This is a genomic window from Myxococcales bacterium, from assembly GCA_012517325.1.
In the GTDB taxonomy this organism is placed as follows: Bacteria; Lernaellota; Lernaellaia; order Lernaellales; family Lernaellaceae; genus JAAYVF01.
In genome coordinates, this window is the sequence record JAAYVF010000075.1 from 1 (window position 1) to 21,489 (window position 21,489).

The 21,489-nt window shown below is 62.7% G+C and carries 22 protein-coding genes and 1 riboswitch; of the genes, 17 read left to right on the forward strand and 5 right to left on the reverse strand.

The window, feature by feature from the left end; translation table 11 throughout:
* The coding region (locus tag GX444_13235; GenBank protein ID NLH49544.1) for a hypothetical protein at positions 1–265 on the reverse strand (265 nt) is incomplete at its 3' end.
* A gap of 400 nt (positions 266–665) precedes the next feature.
* A riboswitch (TPP riboswitch) is annotated at positions 666–765 on the forward strand.
* Positions 766–837: 72 nt separating this feature from the next.
* Between GX444_13235 and thiC the strand changes: the two genes are divergently transcribed.
* The 16 genes from thiC to GX444_13315 all read left to right on the forward strand — a co-directional run bounded on the left by thiC (position 838) and on the right by GX444_13315 (position 16,664).
* Entirely contained in the window at positions 838–2,124 is a 1,287-nt protein-coding gene (gene thiC, locus GX444_13240) for a phosphomethylpyrimidine synthase ThiC (GenBank protein NLH49545.1), read from the forward strand.
* The gene (thiF, locus tag GX444_13245) at positions 2,121–2,936 is read left to right on the forward strand and encodes a sulfur carrier protein ThiS adenylyltransferase ThiF (protein ID NLH49546.1); all 816 of its coding nucleotides are present in this window, start codon (positions 2,121–2,123) and stop codon (positions 2,934–2,936) included. The genes thiC and thiF overlap by 4 nt, the downstream gene beginning before the upstream one ends.
* Positions 2,918–3,121 carry a sulfur carrier protein ThiS gene (gene thiS, locus GX444_13250; protein NLH49547.1) on the forward strand — a complete coding sequence of 68 codons (204 nt, stop codon included), beginning with the start codon at positions 2,918–2,920 and terminating at the stop codon, positions 3,119–3,121. Before thiF ends, thiS begins: the two co-directional genes overlap by 19 nt.
* Before the next feature lies 1 nt (position 3,122).
* Positions 3,123–3,914 carry a thiazole synthase gene (locus GX444_13255; GenBank protein NLH49548.1) on the forward strand — a complete coding sequence of 264 codons (792 nt, stop codon included), beginning with the start codon at positions 3,123–3,125 and terminating at the stop codon, positions 3,912–3,914.
* Positions 3,911–5,029, forward strand: a complete 1,119-nt coding sequence (gene thiH / locus GX444_13260) for a 2-iminoacetate synthase ThiH (protein ID NLH49549.1) — start codon at positions 3,911–3,913, stop codon at positions 5,027–5,029. Before GX444_13255 ends, thiH begins: the two co-directional genes overlap by 4 nt.
* Before the next feature lie 29 nt (positions 5,030–5,058).
* Complete coding sequence (thiE, locus tag GX444_13265; protein ID NLH49550.1) at positions 5,059–5,715, forward strand: thiamine phosphate synthase; 657 nt, start codon at positions 5,059–5,061, stop codon at positions 5,713–5,715.
* A 166-nt stretch (positions 5,716–5,881) separates the two neighbouring features.
* Positions 5,882–6,529, forward strand: a complete 648-nt coding sequence (locus GX444_13270) for a hypothetical protein (GenBank protein ID NLH49551.1) — start codon at positions 5,882–5,884, stop codon at positions 6,527–6,529.
* A gap of 86 nt (positions 6,530–6,615) precedes the next feature.
* Complete coding sequence (locus tag GX444_13275; protein NLH49552.1) at positions 6,616–7,812, forward strand: tyrosine--tRNA ligase; 1,197 nt, start codon at positions 6,616–6,618, stop codon at positions 7,810–7,812.
* Positions 7,813–7,894: 82 nt separating this feature from the next.
* Positions 7,895–8,545 carry a DUF4398 domain-containing protein gene (locus GX444_13280; protein NLH49553.1) on the forward strand — a complete coding sequence of 217 codons (651 nt, stop codon included), beginning with the start codon at positions 7,895–7,897 and terminating at the stop codon, positions 8,543–8,545.
* Complete coding sequence (locus GX444_13285; protein NLH49554.1) at positions 8,545–9,465, forward strand: OmpA family protein; 921 nt, start codon at positions 8,545–8,547, stop codon at positions 9,463–9,465. Before GX444_13280 ends, GX444_13285 begins: the two co-directional genes overlap by 1 nt.
* Entirely contained in the window at positions 9,462–10,736 is a 1,275-nt protein-coding gene (locus tag GX444_13290; protein NLH49555.1) for a hypothetical protein, read from the forward strand. The genes GX444_13285 and GX444_13290 overlap by 4 nt, the downstream gene beginning before the upstream one ends.
* Positions 10,737–10,738: 2 nt before the next feature.
* Positions 10,739–11,734: a hypothetical protein gene (locus tag GX444_13295; GenBank protein NLH49556.1), complete on the forward strand. Its 996-nt coding sequence runs from the start codon at positions 10,739–10,741 to the stop codon at positions 11,732–11,734.
* Positions 11,735–11,835: 101 nt separating this feature from the next.
* Positions 11,836–13,398, forward strand: coding sequence for a hypothetical protein (locus GX444_13300; protein NLH49557.1), 1,563 nt, complete (start codon positions 11,836–11,838; stop codon positions 13,396–13,398).
* Positions 13,385–14,455, forward strand: a complete 1,071-nt coding sequence (locus tag GX444_13305; protein NLH49558.1) for a type IV pilus twitching motility protein PilT — start codon at positions 13,385–13,387, stop codon at positions 14,453–14,455. Before GX444_13300 ends, GX444_13305 begins: the two co-directional genes overlap by 14 nt.
* 71 nt (positions 14,456–14,526) lie before the next feature.
* A complete protein-coding gene (locus tag GX444_13310) occupies positions 14,527–15,717 on the forward strand; it encodes a DUF4388 domain-containing protein (protein ID NLH49559.1) in 1,191 nt (396 codons plus the stop codon).
* Positions 15,714–16,664 carry a hypothetical protein gene (locus GX444_13315; protein NLH49560.1) on the forward strand — a complete coding sequence of 317 codons (951 nt, stop codon included), beginning with the start codon at positions 15,714–15,716 and terminating at the stop codon, positions 16,662–16,664. The genes GX444_13310 and GX444_13315 overlap by 4 nt, the downstream gene beginning before the upstream one ends.
* Before the next feature lie 9 nt (positions 16,665–16,673).
* Here GX444_13315 and GX444_13320 read toward each other — a convergent pair whose 3' ends face one another.
* The 4 genes from GX444_13320 to GX444_13335 form a co-directional block, all read right to left on the reverse strand.
* Positions 16,674–17,717 carry a Gfo/Idh/MocA family oxidoreductase gene (locus GX444_13320; GenBank protein NLH49561.1) on the reverse strand — a complete coding sequence of 348 codons (1,044 nt, stop codon included), beginning with the start codon at positions 17,715–17,717 and terminating at the stop codon, positions 16,674–16,676.
* Between the two features lie 3 nt (positions 17,718–17,720).
* Complete coding sequence (locus tag GX444_13325) at positions 17,721–18,698, reverse strand: hypothetical protein (protein NLH49562.1); 978 nt, start codon at positions 18,696–18,698, stop codon at positions 17,721–17,723.
* An 87-nt stretch (positions 18,699–18,785) separates the two neighbouring features.
* Positions 18,786–19,883 (reverse strand): Gfo/Idh/MocA family oxidoreductase, encoded by a 1,098-nt coding sequence (locus GX444_13330; protein NLH49563.1) that lies wholly within the window; start codon positions 19,881–19,883, stop codon positions 18,786–18,788.
* Between the two features lie 93 nt (positions 19,884–19,976).
* Positions 19,977–21,128: a hypothetical protein gene (locus GX444_13335; GenBank protein ID NLH49564.1), complete on the reverse strand. Its 1,152-nt coding sequence runs from the start codon at positions 21,126–21,128 to the stop codon at positions 19,977–19,979.
* A gap of 177 nt (positions 21,129–21,305) precedes the next feature.
* Here GX444_13335 and GX444_13340 point away from each other — a divergent pair.
* Positions 21,306–21,489, forward strand: a 184-nt coding sequence (locus GX444_13340; protein ID NLH49565.1) for a hypothetical protein, incomplete at its 3' end; no start/stop codon positions are given.

Sequence of the window (21,489 nt, forward strand, 5' to 3'; positions counted from 1 at the left end):
AAGAATTGTTGAGGAAGAAATAGGCCTTGGTAAAGCCATTGACCCCGACCGGTTCCATGGCCTCGAACGCCGAGGTGAGAACCTTCGGCGTTTCAAACGTCCCGATATGTTCCATGGCGCAGGCAGGATAGGTTACAAAATCCCCATCCACCTTGAATGTTTTGGACCGGTCGTGGAAATGGTTGTAATTCATCGTAATGTAGCCGGAAGGATAAGTTTCCGTTGCCGGGGGAATCATTTCGCCGTAGATCAGGAACAGCGGCATGAATTGAGTCCGCCAATAGATGCTTTTTCGGAGAAACGTCAAGTAGTTCAAATCCATCCACCGCCAATGCTTCGAACATTTCGACAAAACCGCCGTTTGGTTCGAATCGTTCAACAAACAAATCGTAATATTGTTCCTGGTTCTCAGGATTGGTCTCTCCCTTGATCGTTTGAAACGCAAAAACAGGTGTTAAGAAACAACTTGTTACCAATAGAATGCTAAGAGAGAGAGATTTCTGTTCATGTTTCCTCCAAAAACAATGGTATTGCTTCAGCGAAAAACGCCTCCACCCATTTATCATTATAGATATAATAAATGATCGGAAGTGTCAATATTCATTTAACGAAAATTTTCACTTTTTACCCTATCTGGACATCATTTCCTGCTAATGTTAACTTGTTTGCAGGAACGGGGGTGCCGGCGAGTCTCGCCGCGCTGAGAACAAACCCCTTGAACCTGACCGGGGTAATGCCCGCGTAGGGAGATGTCCACCGTGCTTTTAATCGTCATTCACCGGCACCGTCTCCCGACCGCCTTGGCCTCGGGAGATTTTCGTTTTTAAGGAGAACCGCATGCCGACTTTGCTCGAACAGATCCGCGCCGGACAAATCCCGGAAGCGGTGCGAATCGTCGCGGCCGACGAACAGCTGTCCGTGGAACTGCTTGCCGAACGGATCGCCGCCGGCCGCGTCGTGATTCCGCGTCACAACCGCCGCGACTTCCACCCGCTGGGCATCGGCCTGGGCCTGCGCACCAAGATCAACGCCAACATCGGCACCAGCCCCAGCCACCATTCGATCGAGGAAGAAAAAATCAAGCTGGGCGTCAGCATCAAGGCCGGCGCCGATTCGGTGATGGACCTGTCCACCGGCGGCGATCTGCGCGCGATCCGCCAGGCCCTGCTTGACGACTGCCCGGTGATGATGGGCGCCGTGCCGATCTACTACCTCTCCGCCGTGCTAGCCGCCCAGGGCCGCGACCTGATCGACTTCACCGTCGACGAATTATTCGCCGCCATCCAGGAACAATGCGCCAGCGGCATCGATTACATCACGGTGCACTGCGGCACGACGCGCCGCTCGCTCGAAGCGCTCGACAGCAGCCGCCGCGTCATGGGCATCGTCAGCCGGGGCGGCAGCATCCTCGCCGCCTGGATGAAGAAAAACGACGCCGAGAATCCGCTGTACGAATATTACGACCGCCTGCTCGCCATCGCGCACGAGTACGACGTCACCCTGTCGCTCGGCGATTCGCTACGGCCCGGCTCGGTGGTCGACGCGACCGACCGCGGCCAGATCGAGGAGCTGATCGTGCTGGGCGACCTGGCGCGGCGGGCCCGCGCGGCGGGCGTGCAGTCGATGATCGAGGGCCCCGGCCACGTGCCGCTCGATCAGGTGGCGGCGAACGTGCAGATTCAGAAACGGCTGTGCGACGGCGCGCCGTTCTACGTGCTCGGGCCGCTGACGACCGACGTCGCCCCGGGTTACGACCACATCACGGCGGCGATCGGCGGCGCGGTGGCGGCCATGGCCGGCGCGGATTTTCTCTGCTACGTCACGCCGGCCGAGCACCTGACCCTGCCCGACCTGAAGGACGTGCGGCAGGGCGTCATCGCCGCCAAGATCGCGGCCCATTCGGGCGACATCGCCAAGGGCGTGCCCGCGGCCGTCGAGCGCGACCGCGCGATGAGCGAGGCGCGCCAGCGCCTCGATTGGGAACGCATGTACGCGCTGTGCCTGGATCCCACGGTGGCGCGCGCCCGGCGCAAGGCCAGCGAGGACGCCGAGCGCGAGGTCTGCACGATGTGCGGCGAGTTGTGCGCGATCCGGACGTACCGCAAGGCGGTGGAGAAAAAATGATCGTCATCCGCCTCAACGAACGGCTCGTCGAAGTGCCCGCCGGCCTCACCGTCCGGCAGTTGCGCGACCAGACCATGCCGGAGGCGGATCTCATCGTCCACAACGGCTTCCCGCTGCAGAACGATTTGCCGTTGCAATACGGCGACACGGTCGTGCTGATCGCCCGCGAGCGGCGGCCCAGCGCCGCGGAACTCGAATCGCTGTTGAGCGCGCGGCATTCGCCGGGCGTGCTGGAGAAGGTGAAGCGGGCGGCGGTCGGCGTGGCCGGCCTCGGCGGGTTGGGCAGCGCCGTGGCGGTAGCCCTGGCGCGCACGGGCGTCGGCAAACTGGTCCTGGCCGATTTCGATCTGGTGGAACCCAGCAACCTCAATCGGCAGCAATACTTCATCGACCAACTCGGCAGCCCCAAAACCGAGGCGCTGCTCGAAAATCTGCGGCGGATCAATCCCTACGCCGAGTTCACTCCCGTCCAGCAGCGCGTCACCGCGTCAAACGCGGCAACGGTTTTCGCGGCGTGCGGGATCGTCGCCGAATGCTTCGACGATCCGCAAAGCAAGGCGGAACTGGTCCAAGCCTTGCTGCGGGCGGGGAAAACGGTGGTGGCGGCCAGCGGCGTGGCGGGATCCGGCCCGGCCAACGCCATCCGCACCGAAAAGAAAATGGCGAAACTGTACGTCGTCGGCGACGGAGTCAGCGCGGCGGCGCCCGGCCGGGGCTTGATGGCGCCGCGCGTCGGCATCGCCGCGCACCACCAGGCCAACGCGATCCTGCGCCTGCTCCTGGGAGAAGATCCATGCCACGAATCCGACTGAACGGCGAAGAGCAAACCGTGGCCGAGGCCGCCAGCCTGGCCGATTTGCTGCAATCGCTGAAGGTGCCGCCGCAAAACCTGGTCGTCGAATACAACGGCACGGTGCTGGCGGCCGGCCAATACGCCACCACGAAACTGGCCGACGGCGACGTCATCGAACTGGTGCGCTTCGTCGGCGGAGGTTGAGATGCCCGCGGAACACAAACCCCTGACCATCGCCGGTGTCGTTTTTAAAAGCCGCCTCCTGGTCGGCACCGGGAAATTCGCCAATCCCGAACTGATGGCGGCGGCGATCGCGGCCAGCGGCACGGAACTGGTGACCGCGGCGCTGCGGCGCGTCGATCTGCAGAACCCCGACGATCCGACGCTGTCGCACCTGGACCTGACCCGCTACCGGCTACTGCCCAACACCTCCGGAGCGCGCGACGCGGCCGAGGCGGTGCGGCTGGCGCGGCTGGCCCGCGCGGCGACCGGCAACAACTGGATCAAATTGGAAGTGACGCCCGAGCCCAACTACCTGCTGCCCGACCCGGTGGAAACGCTCAAAGCGGCGGAAATCCTGGTGCGCGAGGGCTTCGTGGTGCTGCCCTACATGAACGCCGATCCGATTCTGGCGCGCCGCCTGGCCGACGCCGGATGCGCCACGGTGATGCCGCTCGCCGCGCCGATCGGCTCCGCGCGCGGCGTCAAAACGCGGGAACTGATCGAAATCATCATCGAACAGGCCACGGTACCCGTGGTCGTCGACGCCGGCCTGGGATTGCCCAGCCACGCCGCCGAATCCATCGAGCTGGGCGCCGACGCCGTGCTCGTCAACACGGCCATCGCCATCGCCGCCGATCCGGTGCAGATGGCGCTGGCCTTCAAGCTCGGGGTCGAGGCGGGCGAACGGGCGCGCCTCGCCGGCGCGGCGGACGCGACGCAACACGCGCGGCCGTCCAGTCCGCTGACCGGCTTTCTGCGGGACGGACCGCAATGAGTTTCGCCGCTTTCCTGGACCGGCTCGATTGGGAGCGCATCCACGCGGCGCAACGCGCGGCGACGCCGGCGCAGATCGCCGCCCTGCTCCGCAAGCCGCGCCTGGACGACGCCGATCTGCCGCTCCTGGTTTCGCCGGCCGCCGACGAACTGCTGGAAGAAGCGGCGCGGACCGCGGCGGCGGTGACCGCGCACCGGTTCGGGAAAGTCATACAGCTTTATGCCCCGCTCTACCTGTCGAACGTCTGCACCAACGATTGCGCCTATTGCGGGTTCGCCGCCAGCCACCGCATCGAGCGGCGCACGGCCACCGTCGACGAGGCGGTCGCCGAGGCCGACGTGCTCTGGCGCGAGGGTTTCCGCCACATTCTGCTGGTTTCCGGCGAGGCGCCGCGGGCTTTTTCGGCGGACGATCTGGAGCGCGCGGTCCGGCAAATCGCCCCGCGATTCGCCGGTATCGGCATCGAAGTCTTTCCGATGCCGCTCGCGGACTACCGGCGTGTGGAACAGGCCGGCGTCGACAACCTGACGCTCTATCAGGAAACCTACGACCGGGCGCTCTACGCGCGGTTGCACCGCGGTCCCAAGGCCGATTTCGACAAACGGCTGGCGGCGATCGAACTGGGCGGCGAAGCCGGCTTCCGCGGGCTGGGTATCGGCGCCCTCTTGGGTTTGCGCGACTGGCGCGACGAGTCGCTGACCGTGCTCTATCACGGCCGCTACCTGGCCAAACGGTTCTGGCAAAGCCGGGTCGCGGTCAGTTTCCCCCGGCTGCGCCCGGCGGCAGGCGCCTTCGCGCCTCTTTCGCCGGTGACGGACCGCGATCTGGCACAGATGATCGTCGCCACGCGACTGGCGCTTCCCGACGCCGAGATCGTCGTTTCCACCCGGGAGCGCGCCGAGCTGCGTGACCGGTTGATCCCGCTGGGCGTCACCCGCATGAGCGCCGGCAGCAAGACCAACGTCGGCGGCTACCAGGGCGCCCAGCCGTCGGGCGATCAATTCGCGGTCAACGACGAGCGTTCTCCCCAAGAAGTGGTGAAAGCCATCACCGCCGCCGGACGTGAAGCGGTTTGGAAGGATTTCGATCAGGCGTTTCGAAGCGGCACGACATAAACCATCACTTTAATTATACGTGTGTAAATATGGACAAAATAAACAGAATCGAAATTCTAAATCAATCCGATCTCTACCCGGTGATTTCCCGCGAATTCAACGCCGGACGTTCCAGCCTGGAAATTCTGGATTGCGTTCTGGCGGCCGGCGTGAAGATAGTCCAGCTGCGTGAAAAAAACCTGCCCATGCGAGAAAAGTATGAATTGGCGCTCGCTTTCCGCCGGAAAACCAGTGAGGCCGGCGTGCTGTTCATCGTCAACGATCAGATCGACCTGGCGCTTGCCGTGGATGCCGATGGCGTGCATCTCGGACAAAACGACTTTCCGCTCATTCCCGCCCGCCGGTTGGCACCGGAACTGATTCTCGGGCGCAGCACGCACAGCACCACCCAGGCGCTGGAAGCCGAACGCGACGGTGCGGATTATGTAAATATCGGGCCGATTTACGCCACCGGAACGAAACCGGAACATCAGGTTTTTCTCGGGCCGCAAATCATCGCCGAGATCGCGCCCCGGCTGCGCATTCCGTTTACCGTTATGGGCGGCATTAAGGAGACGAACCTGCAACCGGTGCTGGACGCCGGCGCGCGGCACATCGCCGTGGTGACCGCCGTCAGCCAGGCCGACGACGTCACCCGGGCGGCGCGGTGCCTGCGCGAGCGGATCCTGGCGGCGGGCCGGACGTGATTTGCCGTTATTTTTCAAGCGGTAAGCGGCCCTTTTCTCAAGCAATCGATCTTTTCTTGACAACCGGGCGATTCTTCCTATAATTCGTCGCGTCGCAGGGTCCCGGCCGGCATTTCACCGCTCGGGGCCTTTCGCTTTTTTAAGTGAGGCATGAACGGAGAAAATCATGCGTGATCTGCAGATATTGATGAATGACATGATCGCCCGCGGCATTCTGATCGGGCCGGGGCATTTTGTTTTAGGCGACGGCTACGGCAATCCGGACAAGCATTGCCGCCTGTTCGTCGACTGGAAGAAATTCAATCAGGCGCTCGACCTTTACGCCGAATGCGTGGAGCACCTCGCCAAATCGCTGGAACATCTGCGGCCGGAGATGATCATCACTCCGGACGACGAAAGCCTGCCCACGGCGCGGATGCTGGCCAAGGTGCTGTCGGCCAATTCCTATCAACCGCCGGTCCCCTGCCATTCGCAGGAAGAATGTTTCATTCCGGAAAAGCCGCGGACGCTGGTGCTGATCCACGACGATTTCGTGAACCGCGGCCTGCAGGTCAAAACGCTTCTGGACCGGCTCAATCGCGATCATTACCAGCCGATCGGCGTCAGCAGCCTGTTTACGCGGATCGCCGAAAAAGAACTGGAAAACCTCCCGGTCTATTGCGCCGTCGAGCGTACGCTGGTCGCCGTGCCGTCCGGCGAATGCGAAGCCTGTCGCCGGGGCGTGCCGGTCAACACCGATTACGGCAAGGGCGCCCTCTTCTTGGAGCGCCGGCAGGCGATCAACGCGCCGAAAAACGACGGACCGGCGAAGTAAAAATCCGCCCCTTTTGCATTCCCGCCGGTTCTTGATTATTCTGGCGGCTCTTTTGCACGATCCGAAGAAATCAGAGAGGTTTGCTCATGGAACTCGACCTCGAGAAAACCCTGCGCGTGATTCTTTCCGGCATCCATGAAGCGGTGCCGGAAGACGCCCTGCGCAAAAAAGTGGCCAAGGCGCTCGCCAAGGGCCGACCCTTGCGGATCAAGGTCGGCATCGATCCGACCGCGCCCGAGGTGCACATCGGCCACCTGGTGCCCTACGGCAAGATGCGGCAATTGCAGGATCTCGGCCACGTGGGCGTCGTGGTCATCGGCGATTACACCGCGCAAATCGGCGACCCGACCGGGCGCGATGCCACCCGACAGGCGCTCACCCACGAGCAGGTGCGCGTCAACGCCGAACTCTATATGAAGCAGCTCTATACGGTGCTGGACCCGGCGCGGACCGAGGTCCGTTACCAGACCGAATGGTACGGAACGTTCGACCTGGCCAAAACGTTACGGCTGCTGCAGGAAGTGACCCTGGCGCAGATGCTGCAACACGAGACGTTCCGCGTCCGCTACGAGCAGAACAAGCCGCTGGGGCTGCACGAATTGTGCTACCCGGTGCTGCAAGGCTACGACTCCGTGGCCATCAACGCCGACATCGAGATGGGCGACCCGGCGCAGAAATTCAATATCTTGGTCGGCCGCGACCTGATGGAACGGCAAGGCATGGAACCGCAGGTCGCCCTGCTGATGCCGATCCTGCTGGGCACCGACGGCGTTGAAAAAATGTCGAAAAGCCTCGGCAATCACGTCGGCGTGCTGATGTCGCCCGAGGACCAGTTCGGCCGCACGATGTCCATTCCCGACGCCGTCATGGAAAACTGGTACGCGCTGTTCGTCGGCCAAAGCGGCGAGGAACTGGCCGCGACCAAAAAACAGATTGCCGCCGATCCGATGGGCGCGAAGAAACTACTGGCGGAGAAGGTCGTCGCGCGGTTTCACGGCCCGGCGGCGGCCGCCGCCGCGCTGGAAGACTTTCGCCGCAAGTTTTCCGAGCGGACGCTGGAATTGGAAAACATTCCGGAAGCGCGGCTGGATTCCTTTTCGCCGGCGAGCGTCACGAATATTGTGGCGACCTCGTTTCAGCTAAGCAACAGCGAGGTCCGCCGGCTGGTCAAACAGGGCGGCATTAAATTGGACGGCGACACGCTGACCGACGCGGAAGCGCCGATTGACCGGCCGGGTGTGCTGAAAGTCGGAAAAAAGAAGTGGCTGCGTCTGCTTGGTTGACAGCCTCTTCCCGAACCTGATAGCATTCGACGGACAAGAGAAGATTATCACTCAGTTTATAATCCCTCAGGGGGGTGCATCGATGATCCGTAGGGTCGTCTCCATTGTGTTGTTATGCATGGTAGTGGCGGTTGTCTCGCTGGCGATGAGCGGCTGCGCCGTCGAGGATCAGGTAAAACAGGCGGAACGCGCCCTGCTTTCGGCCAAAAGCGTGCACGCCGATTACCTCGCGCCCTACGAATACGCCAGCGCTGAATACTACCTCCAAAACGCGATCAGCGAATTGCACGAATCCGATTTCGCCGCCGCGCTGACCTTCGCGACGAAATCGAAATCCCAGGCGGGCCTGGCTGAGCAAAAAGCCCGCACGATTCACGCGGCGCCGATGCTCCCGTATTCGGCCCGCGAGGATCAGGGCGCCATCGCGCCCGTCCCGCCCCCGCCGATCACTCCCGTTCCGCCGAAATCTCCGGCCACGCCGCCGGTGAAAACTCCGTCGACGCCGCCGGCCAAAACCCCGACCACGCCGCCGGCCGTTACCCCGCCGCCTCCCCTGACGCCGCCGCCACCGCCGGCGCCGCCGAAAGTGCCGCCGAAGAAAATCACCGATGAGTATCCCTTGGGTGAACCGACGGACCTGCCACCGGAGGACAATCAGGACTCCTCGGACAGTTCCGATAGCTCCGATAGTTCCGACAGCTCGGGCGATTCAGGCCAAGGAGGGAATCAATAATGCCGCGCCGGATCATTTTACTCGTTTCGTTTGTGGCGCTGGTGGCTTTGCTGGCGGCGGGCTGCGGAACGCGCGCCCAACTGGCCACGCAAATGGAAAAATACAAGGCTGATCTGGCCGAAATCCGCGCCCAAGGCGCGCCGGTTTGTTCGCCCCGCGAATACGCCTCGGCCGAGGCGCACCTCGATTTCGCCCATCAGGAATGGAGCGAACGCGATTACATCAAATGCCAGGATCATCTGGGCATCGTAAAAGACCAAATCGATCAATCCCGGAAATGGCTCGGCAATTGCGTCGAGCAGGTTCCGCCCGACAAGGACGGCGACGGCGTGATGGACGTCGACGACAAGTGCCCCGAGGTGCCGGGCCTGAAAGAATTCGCCGGCTGCCCGGACACCGACGGCGACGGCATCCCCGATGCAGAGGATAAATGCCCGCAAGTGGCCGGCGTGAAAGAATTCGGCGGCTGCCCGGATACCGACGGCGACGGCATTCCCGACGACGTGGACAAATGCCCGAAGGAATGGGGCCTCAAGGAAAACGACGGTTGCCCGAAATTCATCGAGGTCAAGGACAACGAAATCGTCCTGAAGCAGAAGATCCACTTCGCCACGGCCAAGGCGACGATCAATCCCGACAGCTTCCCGATCCTTGACGAGATCGCCGGCGTGATGAAGGGCAACAAAACCTGGAACATTCGCGTGGAAGGCCACACCGACAACCGCGGTAGCAAGGCGCTCAATCAGAAGCTGTCGCAGGCGCGCGCCGATTCCTGCCGCGATTATCTGGTGCAGCGCGGCATCGAGGCCAATCGCCTCACGGCCGTCGGCTATGCCTTCGATCAGCCGATCGCGAGCAATAACACCGAAGTCGGCCGGGAAATGAACCGGCGTACGGAATTCAAGATCACTTCGAAATGATCTACCGCACCTTGCATTTCAAGGGCCGCTCGTTTGTCAGCGGCCCTTTTTATTTTTTCCTGCTGTGCCTGCTGTTCGCGGCGCCGGCGCCGGCCGCCGACGATCCGACATCGCCGCAGAATCTGCAAGTCGCGCTGGACAAGCTCGAGGCGCTCAAACAGGCGGTGCCGCTCGATCTGGACGCCTTGCAGGCGCAGTATCTCGTCCTCTTCGAAAACTTTCCCCGCCACCAAAAAGGCAAGGAAGGCATCTGGGAACTGTATCACCTGATGCGCCGCAACGGCCGGACTTCCCAGGCCTACGCCGCCTTGATGAAAATCCTGGCCGTCTACCAGGACAACGAAACAATGCAATATCCGCCCGACCCCGCGCAGCCGATCGCCTTGGCGGCAACGGCCCGGGTGGAAGAGGCTTTTTTGTACGCCAGCGGGATGAACAATCCCTATCAGGCCGTCGATAACCTCAACCAAGTCTTGAGCCGTTACCGCGACCAGCGGGTCGGCACGGTTTCCGAAGACCGGACCTATCTGGGCCGCGTCGAGGTCATCGCCCGGCTGCAGCTCGCCGAATTTCGCGCCCAGGCCGATCAACCCTCACCGGCGAGCGGCGATTTGCTGGTCGTGGCGCGCGATTGGTCGGGCGAAACGGTGACCTACCACGGTTTGCGGGAAAGCGCCGCCGTCGCGGCGGTCCGCGGGTTGGGTCCGGTGCTCGATCAAATGCCGGCCAGCCTGCCGAAAAAAGAACGCGTCATCGAAACGTTCGAGCAAAGCCTGGTCAATTCGCAGGCGCGCCTGTGGTTGGCTTTTCTGAAGGCGGAGGTCGATTTCCGACACTTTGCGCAGTGGAAGGCGCAAGGCGCTTTCACCGCGGGGGCGGAAGCGTTGCGCGGTGTCATCGCCCAGCAACGCCAGACGATGATGACCGATCAAACCGGCCAGGAACCGGCCGGCATCAAGGCCCTGCGGCGGTTGCGCGACGCCGAGGCGCAGACGCTGGGCAACGTGGCGCAGGCCGCGCAAACGCTGCAAGGCTACCTGTCGGCCTTCGCGACCGCCAAGGAAGACCGCCCCTTCGCGGGCTATGCGTTGGTTTACCTGGGCGAACTGGAAATGGACTTTCGCCAGAACTTCGCCGCCGCCTACCAGTATTTCATGCAGGCCGCCGACCGCTACGGCGACCTGCCGCAATACCCGTTGACCGATCAAGCCACGGTGGGCTTCAAGGAACATTGCTTACGCTGGGCGCAGCGCGCCCAACAGAGGATGTAACCATGATCGTCAATTGTCCGCATTGCGCCAAAACCGTGCAGGCCGAGGCCGCGGGATTTTATCGCTGTCCCTACTGCCAGCAGATTTTCGAAGTGCAATCGCCGGACGCCGCGCCGCCGGACGCGGCGACCGAGGCGGCGCCGCCTCCCTCCTCCGGTGAGACCGCGCCGGCCGACACCGCCTTGCCCCCCGCGGTCGAATCCGTCAGCCGGGAACCGCTGTGCGAACGCTGTCACGCCCGCCCCGCGCAAGGCCTGTGCCGGCAATGCGGCCAATTCGTCTGTTCGCTTTGCGCGCCGGCCGACGAATCGGGGCAGCCGGTTTGTCTGGCGCACCGGGAAGCCGCGCCGCCGCCCGTTGAGCCCACCCCGCTGGAGATGTTCACCGGCCTGCTCTCCAAGCCGGTGCGCACCATGGAACGGCTCGATCCGACCAGCCAAAAACTGGGCGCGCCGCTTTTGTACGCGGTGTCCTTCGCCATGTTCGGCATTCTCTGCTCGACGCTGCAACAATGGTGGCTGCAAAAAAGCCTACTGACCTGGCTCATGCCTTTGTTCAACACCCAGATCCCCGACCTGGATCTCACCAGTTCCAATTGGGAACTGGCGCTGACCGTTCTGGTTTCCCCGTTTTCGGCGGTGGTGGGCGTACTGTTTCAAGCCTTGTTCATGCATTTCGGACTGTGGATGATCCGCGCGGGCAAAAGCGGCCTGAACGCGACGCTCAAGGTCGTTTGTTACGCCCAGACCGGCTACGTGTTGAGCCTGATTCCGATCGTCGGGATTTTCGCCGCGTCGCTTTACAACCTGGTTCTCATCATCATCGGCTGCGCGAAAATCCACCGCGAAACTTACGGGCGCGTCATTCTGGCTTACCTGCTGCCGAGCGCCATCTGCTGCTGCCTGGCCTTCGCGTTCCTGCTGATCATTTTCTTCCTGGTCGGCACGGTCGCCGGCCTCGGCGGCCTGTTCGGCTCGACCGGCGGCTCGCCGGTTTGAGCGCCCGCCGATCCGCCGCCTCCGGCGGCGGACGATGATTCATTCGATTGCCTAATGACCCGATTTTGGTACGATGAACCCAACTCATCGAGGACGAAATCATGGACCACCAATGGAAAGGCCGGGCGCTGGGCGCGATCCTGTCGGAATCGTCGATGGTCACTCCCGGCGACATCGAACGGGCGCTGGAAGAACAAAAACGCAGCGGCCTGCGGATCGGCGAGGCGTTGATCAAGCTCGGCATCGTGACGCGCGACGACATCAATTGGGGCTTGTCGCACCAGTTGAACGTCCCCTTCGTGCGGTTGCAACCCGAGCTGATCGATCCGGAAGCCGCGCGGATCGTGCCGGCGGAAATGGCTCGGCGGCATCGCCTGGTGCCGTATCTGCTGATCGGTGACGAGTTGACCGTCGTCGTCGAGGATCCGACGAATCGCCGCGCGGCGGACGAATTGGAAAAGATCACCGGCAAGCATCTCATCATCGGCGTCGGCCTGCCGGAAGAAATATCCGCCTGCCTGGAAGCCGTCTATCGTCAGAACGCGGCCGAGCCGTTCGCGCCCGATCTGACCAGCTCGCTGTTTCCGCCCGAACGCGTCGCGGAACTGGCCGCCGACTCCTCGGGGCGCCTGTTGGTCGAAGCGTTGCTGCAAACGACGATCGAGCAGGACGCCGACAGCCTGGAATTCACTCCGCGCCACGATCGGGTCGAGGTGCTCCTGCGCCACGGCGCGGACGTCCGGCTCGCCGCCACCCTTAGCCTTTCCTGGATGCACGTCGTCGCCCGGCAGGTCAAACAACGAATCAATCGGCGCGAGGAACGGCACGAAACGCTGCTGGGCCTGTTGCCCTACCGCCATTTGGATCTGGAAACCCACTTCCAGGCGACGATCATCCGCACCGACGGCGGCGAGGCCATTTCGCTGGTCCGTCCGGCGCCGCCCTCGCTGCAAAAGGAAATCGGCCAATGCCGGCAAACCGCCGAGTCGGCCGATGCCTGGGCGCGGCTGCGCCAGGCGCGCGGCGGCTTGCTCGTCCTGGCCGGCGCCGATCCGGCCGCGCGCTGGGCGCTGGCCAGACAATGGGTCAAGGAACGAGGCGCCCTGGACCGCAAAGCCGTGTTTCTCGGCCGTTCGCTCGTGTTCACCGATGATCCGCTGTTGCGGATTCAACCGACTGATCTATCGGCCGATGCCTGGCAGCGCGCGTTGGAAACGGCTCAAGCCTATCAACCGGATTTGCTGATCGTCGAGGATCTGACCCGGGCGAACGTGCTGGGCGCGGCCGTTCGCCTCTCGCTCGACGGCACGCTCGTGCTGGGCGTCGTGCCGCTGGCCAATCCGCCGGCGACGATTGAATTTCTGCTCGAAAAAACCGAGAGCCGCGTCCTGTTGGCCGAGGCGCTAATCGGCCTGATCTGCCCCGCGCGGATCCCGCGGCCGGCGGCTCCGGCGACGTGCCTCTATTTGTCGGTCGTGTTGGCCGACGATTTGCCGGCCGGGTTGCTGAAATCGACGGCCCCCGTCGCGGATCTGGTCGCCGCCGTCCGCGAGTCGCTCCGTCGCCGGGCCGCCGCCGACCTGCGACAACCGCGGCTGGAAGGTCAAATCAGCCTGGATGACGTGATGACGATCCTGGGAGGCGAAAGCCATGGCGCAGCTTGATAAACTCTTCGAATTGATGATCCGCGAAAACGCTTCGGACTTGCACGTGATCGCCGGTTCGCCGCCGTATTTGCGCATCCACGGCGATTTGCGGCGGCTCGAAATGCAGCCGCTGTCGCACGAGCAAAACCTGGCGATGTTCTCCGAGTTGATGAACGAACGCAACAAAGAGGAATTCAAAAAGCGCCGCCAGGTGGATTTCGTCTATTCCTTCGGCAACGTCGCCCGTTTTCGCGCCAACGTGTTCATGCAGCGCAAGGGCGCCAGCGGCGCGTTCCGCATCATTCCAGCGAAAATCCTCTCGGCGCAGGACTTGCAGCTCCCGGAGGCGATCGTCAACCTGTGTAAGCTGCGCAAGGGGCTGGTGCTGGTGACGGGCCCGACCGGTTCCGGCAAGAGCACCACGCTGGCGGCGATGATCGATTCCATTAACCAGAGCCGCAAGGAACACATCCTGACCGTCGAGGATCCGATCGAATTCGTCCACCAGAATAAAAACTGCCTGGTCACCCAACGGCAGATCGGCGAAAACGTCGACAGTTTCGCCGACGCCCTGCGCGCCGCGTTGCGCGAGGACCCGGACATCATCTTGGTCGGCGAAATGCGCGACCTGGAAACCATTTCCCTGGCCATCACCGCGGCGGAAACGGGCCACCTGGTCTTCGGCACGTTGCACACCACGAGCGCGGCCAAAACCGTGGACCGGATCATCGACGCCTTCCCGACCAACCAGCAGGAACAAATCCGCACCATCCTTTCCGAAAGCCTGAAAGGCGTGATCGCCCAAGTGTTGATCCGCCGGGCCGACGGCGCGGGTCGGGTCGCCGCCTATGAAATTCTCCTGGGCGTGCCGGCTTTATCCAATCTGATTCGCGACAACAAGACGTTCCAGATCGCCTCGTTGATCCAGACCCAACGCGCCAGCGGCATGCGGCTGATGGACCAATCCTTGCAGGATTTGGTCAAACAACGGAAAATCAACGCCGCCGACGCGTCGGAATACGCGGTGGACAAGAAGTGGCTGCAAGCCGGCGGGGCGCCGCCCAACCCCGCGTGACAAATAAATAAAAAGTCGATAAGCTGGTAAAGCATCCGAGGACACACAGACTTAGTGGGGAGGGTCTACGTATGTCACGAAGGATCATTCTCGTGACTCCCAATCAGCGGGAAGTCGATCAGCTTGTCCCGGCGCTGGAAGAGCTCGGGTATCAATGGAAACACCTGCGCTGGATCGTGGAAGCGTCCGATTTGTTGGAGAGTTTTTCGCCCGATCTGATTGTCGTCAACGCCATCACGCCGCGCGGCAACGTCGCTGACTTCTGCCAGGAAACGCGCGACCGCACCGGGGCGAAAATCCTGCTGCTCAGCCCATTCGAAAGCACTTTATTGGCCTTCAAGGCGCGCAACCGTTGGGCCGTGGACGAAGTCGTCACCCTGCCGGTACCGTTTAAGAAGCTCGTTACGCTCATCGCCTACATGGTCGGCGATCTGGATGCCAAGCCCAATTTATCGAGCAAAGGCGATCTGGCCGTGGTGGAGGAACATCCGGCCGAAATTCAAGCGGCGGGCAATAAATTGCCGCTGTCGGGCGATCTGGCGGAGATCCAACCCGGGCGGATTTTCCGCACGTTGATTCACAAGCAGCCCTCGGGAATCCTGATTCTCGGCGACGGTCCGGCGAAGCGCGAACTGATTTTACAGGACGGCCGCATCCTGGAATTGCGGACCGCGTACCTGGAACAATTGGGGTTGGGCGATATTCTCGTCCGGCAAAAGGTGTTGGACGCCGAGACCTTGCCCGAATTGGTCGCCGAGGCCACGGAACAAAAACTGCGCCTGGGCGACTTGTTGCGCTTGCATCAGATGATCGGCACGCACATCCTCTTCGAAGCCCTGGACCTGCAAATCGCCGAAAAATTGGCGGACGTTTTCAACTGGGAAAAAGGCCGGTACGAGTTCCACCGCAACATCAAAAAACCGCAGATTTACGAACCGCGCGATATCTTACTGGTCAAGACCGTTTTCCTCGCGGCGCGGCTTTCGTCCCGCAACTTCCCCTTCGAGGAAAAATTCGCGGCGATGCTCGATCTGCCGATTCGCTACAACGACGCGTCTCCCATTCGGCTCAACGCCCTCGATCTGGAGCCCGAGGAAAAGCGCTTTTTGTATCGGCTCGAACGCATGAAAACCTTGCGCCAGGCCCTGACCGAAAGCCGCCTCCCCGCGGAAGCCACCGAAGCGCTGTTGACCGCGGCCATTCATTTGCATTTGATTCTGTTTCCGATCGAAACGAAAAATGCGAAGAGGGCCGTGATTTGATCCACGAGCATCGGTATCTGGCCGAACCCGACATCGACATCTTCACCAACGAGTCCACCACATTAATGGTGCGCCGCCTCGGCGCCGAAGTCATCGGTTTCACCTATCGGCATCCGGCGCGCGGCGACATCGGCCTGCTGTGGCGAAACGCCCAACTGGAAAGTCCGCCGAAATTCTGGAAAAGCCACGCCCCGATCCTCTTCCCGATCGTCGGCGGCATCCATGATTTGCGCGCCCGCACCACCGACGGCACGGCGGTGCGCTTCAAAAAGCAACACGGCTTCGTCCGCCATTCTCCGCTGGCGCTGCTGGGCAAAGCCGACAGCGGCGACCGCCTGGTGCTGCACTATCACCTGCTCGCCGACGCCGCGACGATGGCCCTGTATCCCTGGCGCTTCGAACTCTGGGTCACTTACGAACTGACGGACAACCGCCTGACGCAGATGATCCGGGTCGTCAATCGCGATGAAAAACCGCTGCCCTTCCAGGTCGGCTGGCATCCCGGCTTCAACACGCCGTTTTTCGACGGAACGAAAGAAAAATGCCACCTGCGGCTGCCCGCCGGCGAGTTGCGCCGCCTGCGGAACGACGCGAACTGCTACCTGACCGGCGAAGTGCATACCGTGTCGTTCGCCGGCGATTTCCCGTTTACCGAATCGGAGTTGGACCGCACCTACATGTTCGACCTGACCGCGACGCCACCGGAACGCCGTGTCGTCGAGCTGCTCGACCCGGACGAATCGTTCGGCGTCCGCGTCGGTTTCCCCGATTACCCGCACCTGGGCCTCTGGTCGGACGCCGGCGCGCCGTTCATCTGCATCGAACCTTGGCAGGGAATGGATGACGCGGTCGTTCAGGAGCCCTTCGATAAAAAATTCGGCATGCTCTCGCTGCCGCCCGGCGAAGAACGGGCGTTCCGCGCCTCCATCGAGATCGTCTCCCGTTAACCCGTCGATTTACAGCGACACGCGTACCGGTCGGCCGTCTTTCGCGGCCGAGCGATAAGCCGCTTCCATGATGCGCATCACGCGCAGCCCCTCGACGCCGGTTTGCGGCGCCGGTGCTCCGGTTCGCAGCGTGTTTTCGACCGCCGCGAATTGCGCCAGATAGCCATTATCGAGCAGTGGGTCGGTTTGCGGAAATTGCCAGCCGCCCGGCCCCGCCGCCGGATCGGTCCACGAACCCTTTTCGCTGTAGACGCGCAGCCCCGAACCTTTTTTCAAGTCGGCGCAAATGCTGCCGCGATTGCCGAAAACCTCGGTGAGGCAATCCATGCCGCCCGGATGGCACCAATTGTCCTCGACCACTCCCACGATGCCGCCCGCGAAACGCATCTGGAGCAGCGCGAAATCCTCGACGTCGCCGTGCCGGTGGACGAACTGGCGGGTGACGGCCGAAACGCTTTCGACGCGGCGGCCGGGCAGGATGTCCAGCACCGTGGAAATGGAGTGGCAGCCCAGATCCATCAGCACGCCGCCCGCGGCGAATTCTTTTTTAAAAAACCACGGCGAATGCGGACCGGCGTGCCGTTCGATCTGGCGCACCATGTAGATATCGCCGATCAGGCCCGCTTGCGCCGCTCGCGCGACCGCCTGCGATTTCGGCGCCAGCGGCAACTGCTCGGCATAGAACAGCCACCGCCCCGCCCGTTTGGCGGCGCGCACCATTTCCCGCGCTTCGCCGACCGTCGCCGCCAGCGGTTTCTCTACCAGAACGTGCTTCCCCGCGCGCAACGCCGCGATGCTCAACGCCGCGTGCTGATAGTTGGGCACGGCGATCAGCACCAGATCCACCTCGGGCGATTCGACGACCCGGCGGTGATCGCCGTAGGCCTGACCGATGCCGAACCGCTCGGCCAGCGCGCGTGCCGATTTCAGCGTGCGGCTGGAAACGGCGACAACCCGGAAACCGTTCAGCCGCGCCAGGGCCGCCAGATGCGTCTCGACGATCTTACCCGCGCCGCAGATGCCCAGGCGGATCGGTCCGGTTTGCACGCTCATGACTCACTCCGCGTTCGGCGGGCCGATCCGCCGGACCCGCCGGAAAAGTTTCCCCGCCTCCCGGCCGTCGTAAAAAGCCGCCATGATCGCCGCGCCCGTGCCTGGCGAATGGACGGGCAGATGAATCGAAGCCTGCGGATAGCGCCGGCGCACCAGGGAGGCGATGCGATCGTAGAAATAGCGCGGGCCGTTGAGCAGCAAACCGCCGCCCATCACGACGTCAGCGTCGCGCCCGCCGATTTTTTTCAACAGGTACCGCAAGTCGCCGGCGTAGACCTCCGCCGCGTCGTCGGCGATTTGCCGGGCCACCCGGTCGCCCCGCTCGATCGCCTCGCGCCAGGGCTGGATGACGGTGCGCACCTTCCAGCGGTCCAGCGTGTTGCGCGTCGCCCGCCGGGCCAGGTCGACCGGATCGGCTACGCCGAAGTGGCGCCCCGCCAGATCGGGCAGAATCGACGGCGGCAGCCGGCCGTCCCAGACCCGCGCGCACGCGGCCAGAATCCGGCGGCGCACGTCGATCACGATGCCGGCGTTCAGGTGGTCGAACGGCATTTCGGTGCCCAGCCCGCGGCGATAGGCGGCGGTAAAGGCGGTGCCGAGTTGCAGGATCGCAGCGCGTTCGGCCGCGCTGCCGCCCCAGAGCGCCACCACGCCGTCGTTGACCAGCGCCGCCCGCGCCGGATCGATGCCCAGGCCGCGACAAAGCGATTTTTTTTGCGTGGGGATTTCGTCGTCGAAATCGGCGCCGCACATGCCGAAGCCAAAAAAGGCGATCTCCTGCCGGATCAGCCGCGCCTGCGCCAGTGCCGCGTCGATGAGTTTTCGCGCCACCAGGAGATTGGCCGGCGTCGCGCGCCGCGCCGCCAGGCGAATGGCCTCGCCGACCAGTCCCGCCCGCCGCGCGCCGTCGGCGCCCAGAATCACCACTTCGGTTTTACTGCCGCCGCTGTCGAGGCCCAAATAGTATGACTGCTTCGCCAATCCGCGCTCCTCGGCCGAAAAAACAGCGGCAAGGGAGCCGTCCCTTGCCGATGAGGTTTCAGCGGGAAAGCCCTGCCGGCGCCGGGATTATTCGCCGCGCGCCTTCAGCCACAAATCCACCGGCACCTGATAACCGCCCGGATCCCGGAACGGGAATTCCACCTTGCGCCCGGTGGCCGCCGACAAGTAGCCGGCGATCATGATTTCCAACACCGCGCGACCGTCCGCGCCCGATTCGACCGGCGTGCCGCCCTCGCGGATGCAGGTGATGAAATCCTGCATTTCCTGCGGATAGCCGTTGATCCAGAGCCATTCGACATCCGGATAATGCCAGCCCTTGGTGTTGCCTTCCACGAAATCGTTCAGGGTGTAGCCGTTTTCGGAAAAAATGCGCACGCCGTTGCCGTTCTGCAATAGCTCGGCATACGCCACGCCTTCCGTGCCCTGAATCTCCACCCAGGAGGTCATGCCGCCGCGCAAAGTCCACGAGGATTCGATCTCGGCCACCTGTCCGGTGGTAAATTCGATGATCATCATGATGTGATCGTCGAGCTTCGTGATCTGCTTGTATGCGAACAAATCCGCCTGGCAATACACCGATTTGACCGCCGGTTTGCCCAGAATCCAGCGGCAACACTCGATCGCGTGGCAGCCCATGTCCATTAGGATGCCGCCGCCCGCTTCCTTGGCCTGGAAGAACCAGGGCGAATACGGCCCGCCGTGCTTTTCATGTTGCCGGGCCAGAAACACCTGGCCCAAACCGCCCGCGTCGGCGACGCGCTTGACGTGGGTGTACTTCGGCACATAGCAAAGCTCCTCGGCATAGCCGATGACCAGCCCGTTCTTTTTCGCGAGGTCCAGCAGTTCGTCGGCTTCTTCCAGGCGCAGGCAGAGCGGCTTCTCGACGATGACGTGTTTGCCGGCCGCGAGCACCTGCTTGGCGAAGGGAAAATGCAGCCAGTTCGGCAGCGCCACGGTGAAGACGTCGACATCCTTGCGGTTGAGCATCGGTTCGAAGGCGTCGTGAAATTCGGCGACGCCGTACTGGTCGTGAAACATCTTGCCGCGGATCGGGTCCAGGCTGTGCTGGCAAACGAGTTCCACGCCGGGAATGGTGTGGAACGCCCGCGCGTGAACCTCGGAAATCCAGCCGGTGCCGATCATGCCGACGCGCACGTTCTTCATGGCAATCCCCCTCAAAAAGTGCTTCGCGTTTGGCGGTGTTTCAAGGCGTGGCGATCATAATCCGCTTCGAATCAACCTTCAACCCGCCGGCGGTCAGTGCAGACAATTCTCACCGATTTTTTCGCACGGAAACGCCAGAATACAGCCGATCAACTCGACCTCGAAACCGGTCTGACACGATTCGTAACAGGCCGCGTAATCTTCGTCCAACTGACAGGAAACCGCCTTGGTGCACGCCAGATCGCACAGGTCCGGCGGCGTGGTAAAGCACACCGAATCGATTTCCTCGCAGGCGGCATCCAGAATGCACTGGCGGGTTTCGTCGTCCAGCGAGGTCGAGCAGACCACCGAGCAATCGGCGATATCCGCTTCCATCTGACACTCGGTCAGCTTGCCGCAAATCTCGACGCACACCGGATCGGGGCGACCGAGGCATTCGGGGCCGATCGCTTCGCAGGCGCTTTCCAGCAGACAGGCGATCGTCTCCTCGTCCCACTCCGCCAGGCAGACCGCCGGACAGGTGTCGGCCGGGATATCGCCCAACGCACCGCAACGCTCCAGGCGGGTGCAGGCCGACAGGCATTCCGGGTTGAAATCCTCGGACAGGCAGACGGGTTCGATCAGTTCGCAGGAGGTTTGCAACACGCACTGGCGCAGGGTCGTATCGTCCAACGTCAGGCAGTAGTCGAGGCAATCGGCGTCATCGATGAAATCGACCAGCGCGCACTCGTTCAGGCGCTCGCAGAAAATGCCGCACGAGCCGGCATCGATCGCCGGCAGACACACGGCTTCCACTTCGTCGCAGGAGGTCGCCACCAGGCAGGCGCGCAAGTCCTCGCTCCATTCCTGCCAGCATTCCGCCAGGCAGCCCTCGGCATTCTGCACCAGGCCGCATTGCAGCGCCTTGTCGCAGGCGTCTGCGCAATCGGTATCACCGGCCGCGAACAGACAGATGTTGTTCACCTCGTCGCAGGCGGCGCGCTCGATGCAGGTGACCTGGTTCTTTTCCCAGTTTTTCGCGCAATAAGCCGGGCAGTCCGGGCCGGCGAGCGGATGGCGGCAGATTTCGAGCCGGTTGCAAGCCAGCCGGCATTCTTTTTCAATTCCCGTTGCCGCATCGGGCGTGGTTTCGGTATCCGGCCGGGGTTCCGCCGACGGCGGCGCCAGCCAGAAGCGATAGGTCAACCAACCGCCGAACGCCAGGCAGGCGATCAAAATCGCGGTGATGACCAACGTTTTGCGCACGCTTCCTCCACCGGATAACCGTAGTTCGCTCTGGAATTGCCGTCAAAGTGACAGAATCTCCGGGGCAAATCAATCAGTATTTGATCGCGCGAAACGCCGCCGGGTTAAATGAAATCGCTCCTTGACCGTACCATCACCGATCGTTTCAAATAGGCCGAACCGGGAAAGGAGAGGCCGATGATCCGGCGTTCATTCTGTTTGGCGATAATGGCGATTGTATTGCTGGCGCTTCCCGCCCTGGCGGCGACCGTCCGCACCGTGGCCCAGGTTTACACCCCGACTCGGGCGGCGGTCCTGAATCTCGCCGCGTTTCCCGTCACGATCGAAGAACCCGATCAAGAGGATTACACGCGAATCGTCG

Excerpts from the sequence above, each read along its gene's own strand:
- GX444_13330 (NLH49563.1), bottom strand. The coding sequence starts at position 19,883 with ATGAAGAACGTGCGCGTCGGCATGATCGGCACCGGCTGGATTTCCGAG.
- thiF (NLH49546.1), top strand. The coding sequence starts at position 2,121 with ATGATCGTCATCCGCCTCAACGAACGGCTCGTCGAAGTGCCCGCCGGC.
- GX444_13300 (NLH49557.1), top strand. The coding sequence starts at position 11,836 with ATGGACCACCAATGGAAAGGCCGGGCGCTGGGCGCGATCCTGTCGGAA.
- thiH (NLH49549.1), top strand. The coding sequence starts at position 3,911 with ATGAGTTTCGCCGCTTTCCTGGACCGGCTCGATTGGGAGCGCATCCAC.
- thiC (NLH49545.1), top strand. The coding sequence starts at position 838 with ATGCCGACTTTGCTCGAACAGATCCGCGCCGGACAAATCCCGGAAGCG.
- GX444_13320 (NLH49561.1), bottom strand. The coding sequence starts at position 17,717 with ATGAGCGTGCAAACCGGACCGATCCGCCTGGGCATCTGCGGCGCGGGT.
- GX444_13290 (NLH49555.1), top strand. The coding sequence starts at position 9,462 with ATGATCTACCGCACCTTGCATTTCAAGGGCCGCTCGTTTGTCAGCGGC.
- GX444_13255 (NLH49548.1), top strand. The coding sequence starts at position 3,123 with ATGCCCGCGGAACACAAACCCCTGACCATCGCCGGTGTCGTTTTTAAA.
- GX444_13295 (NLH49556.1), top strand. The coding sequence starts at position 10,739 with ATGATCGTCAATTGTCCGCATTGCGCCAAAACCGTGCAGGCCGAGGCC.
- GX444_13280 (NLH49553.1), top strand. The coding sequence starts at position 7,895 with ATGATCCGTAGGGTCGTCTCCATTGTGTTGTTATGCATGGTAGTGGCG.
- thiS (NLH49547.1), top strand. The coding sequence starts at position 2,918 with ATGCCACGAATCCGACTGAACGGCGAAGAGCAAACCGTGGCCGAGGCC.
- GX444_13305 (NLH49558.1), top strand. The coding sequence starts at position 13,385 with ATGGCGCAGCTTGATAAACTCTTCGAATTGATGATCCGCGAAAACGCT.
- GX444_13285 (NLH49554.1), top strand. The coding sequence starts at position 8,545 with ATGCCGCGCCGGATCATTTTACTCGTTTCGTTTGTGGCGCTGGTGGCT.
- thiE (NLH49550.1), top strand. The coding sequence starts at position 5,059 with ATGGACAAAATAAACAGAATCGAAATTCTAAATCAATCCGATCTCTAC.
- GX444_13275 (NLH49552.1), top strand. The coding sequence starts at position 6,616 with ATGGAACTCGACCTCGAGAAAACCCTGCGCGTGATTCTTTCCGGCATC.
- GX444_13270 (NLH49551.1), top strand. The coding sequence starts at position 5,882 with ATGCGTGATCTGCAGATATTGATGAATGACATGATCGCCCGCGGCATT.
- GX444_13310 (NLH49559.1), top strand. The coding sequence starts at position 14,527 with ATGTCACGAAGGATCATTCTCGTGACTCCCAATCAGCGGGAAGTCGAT.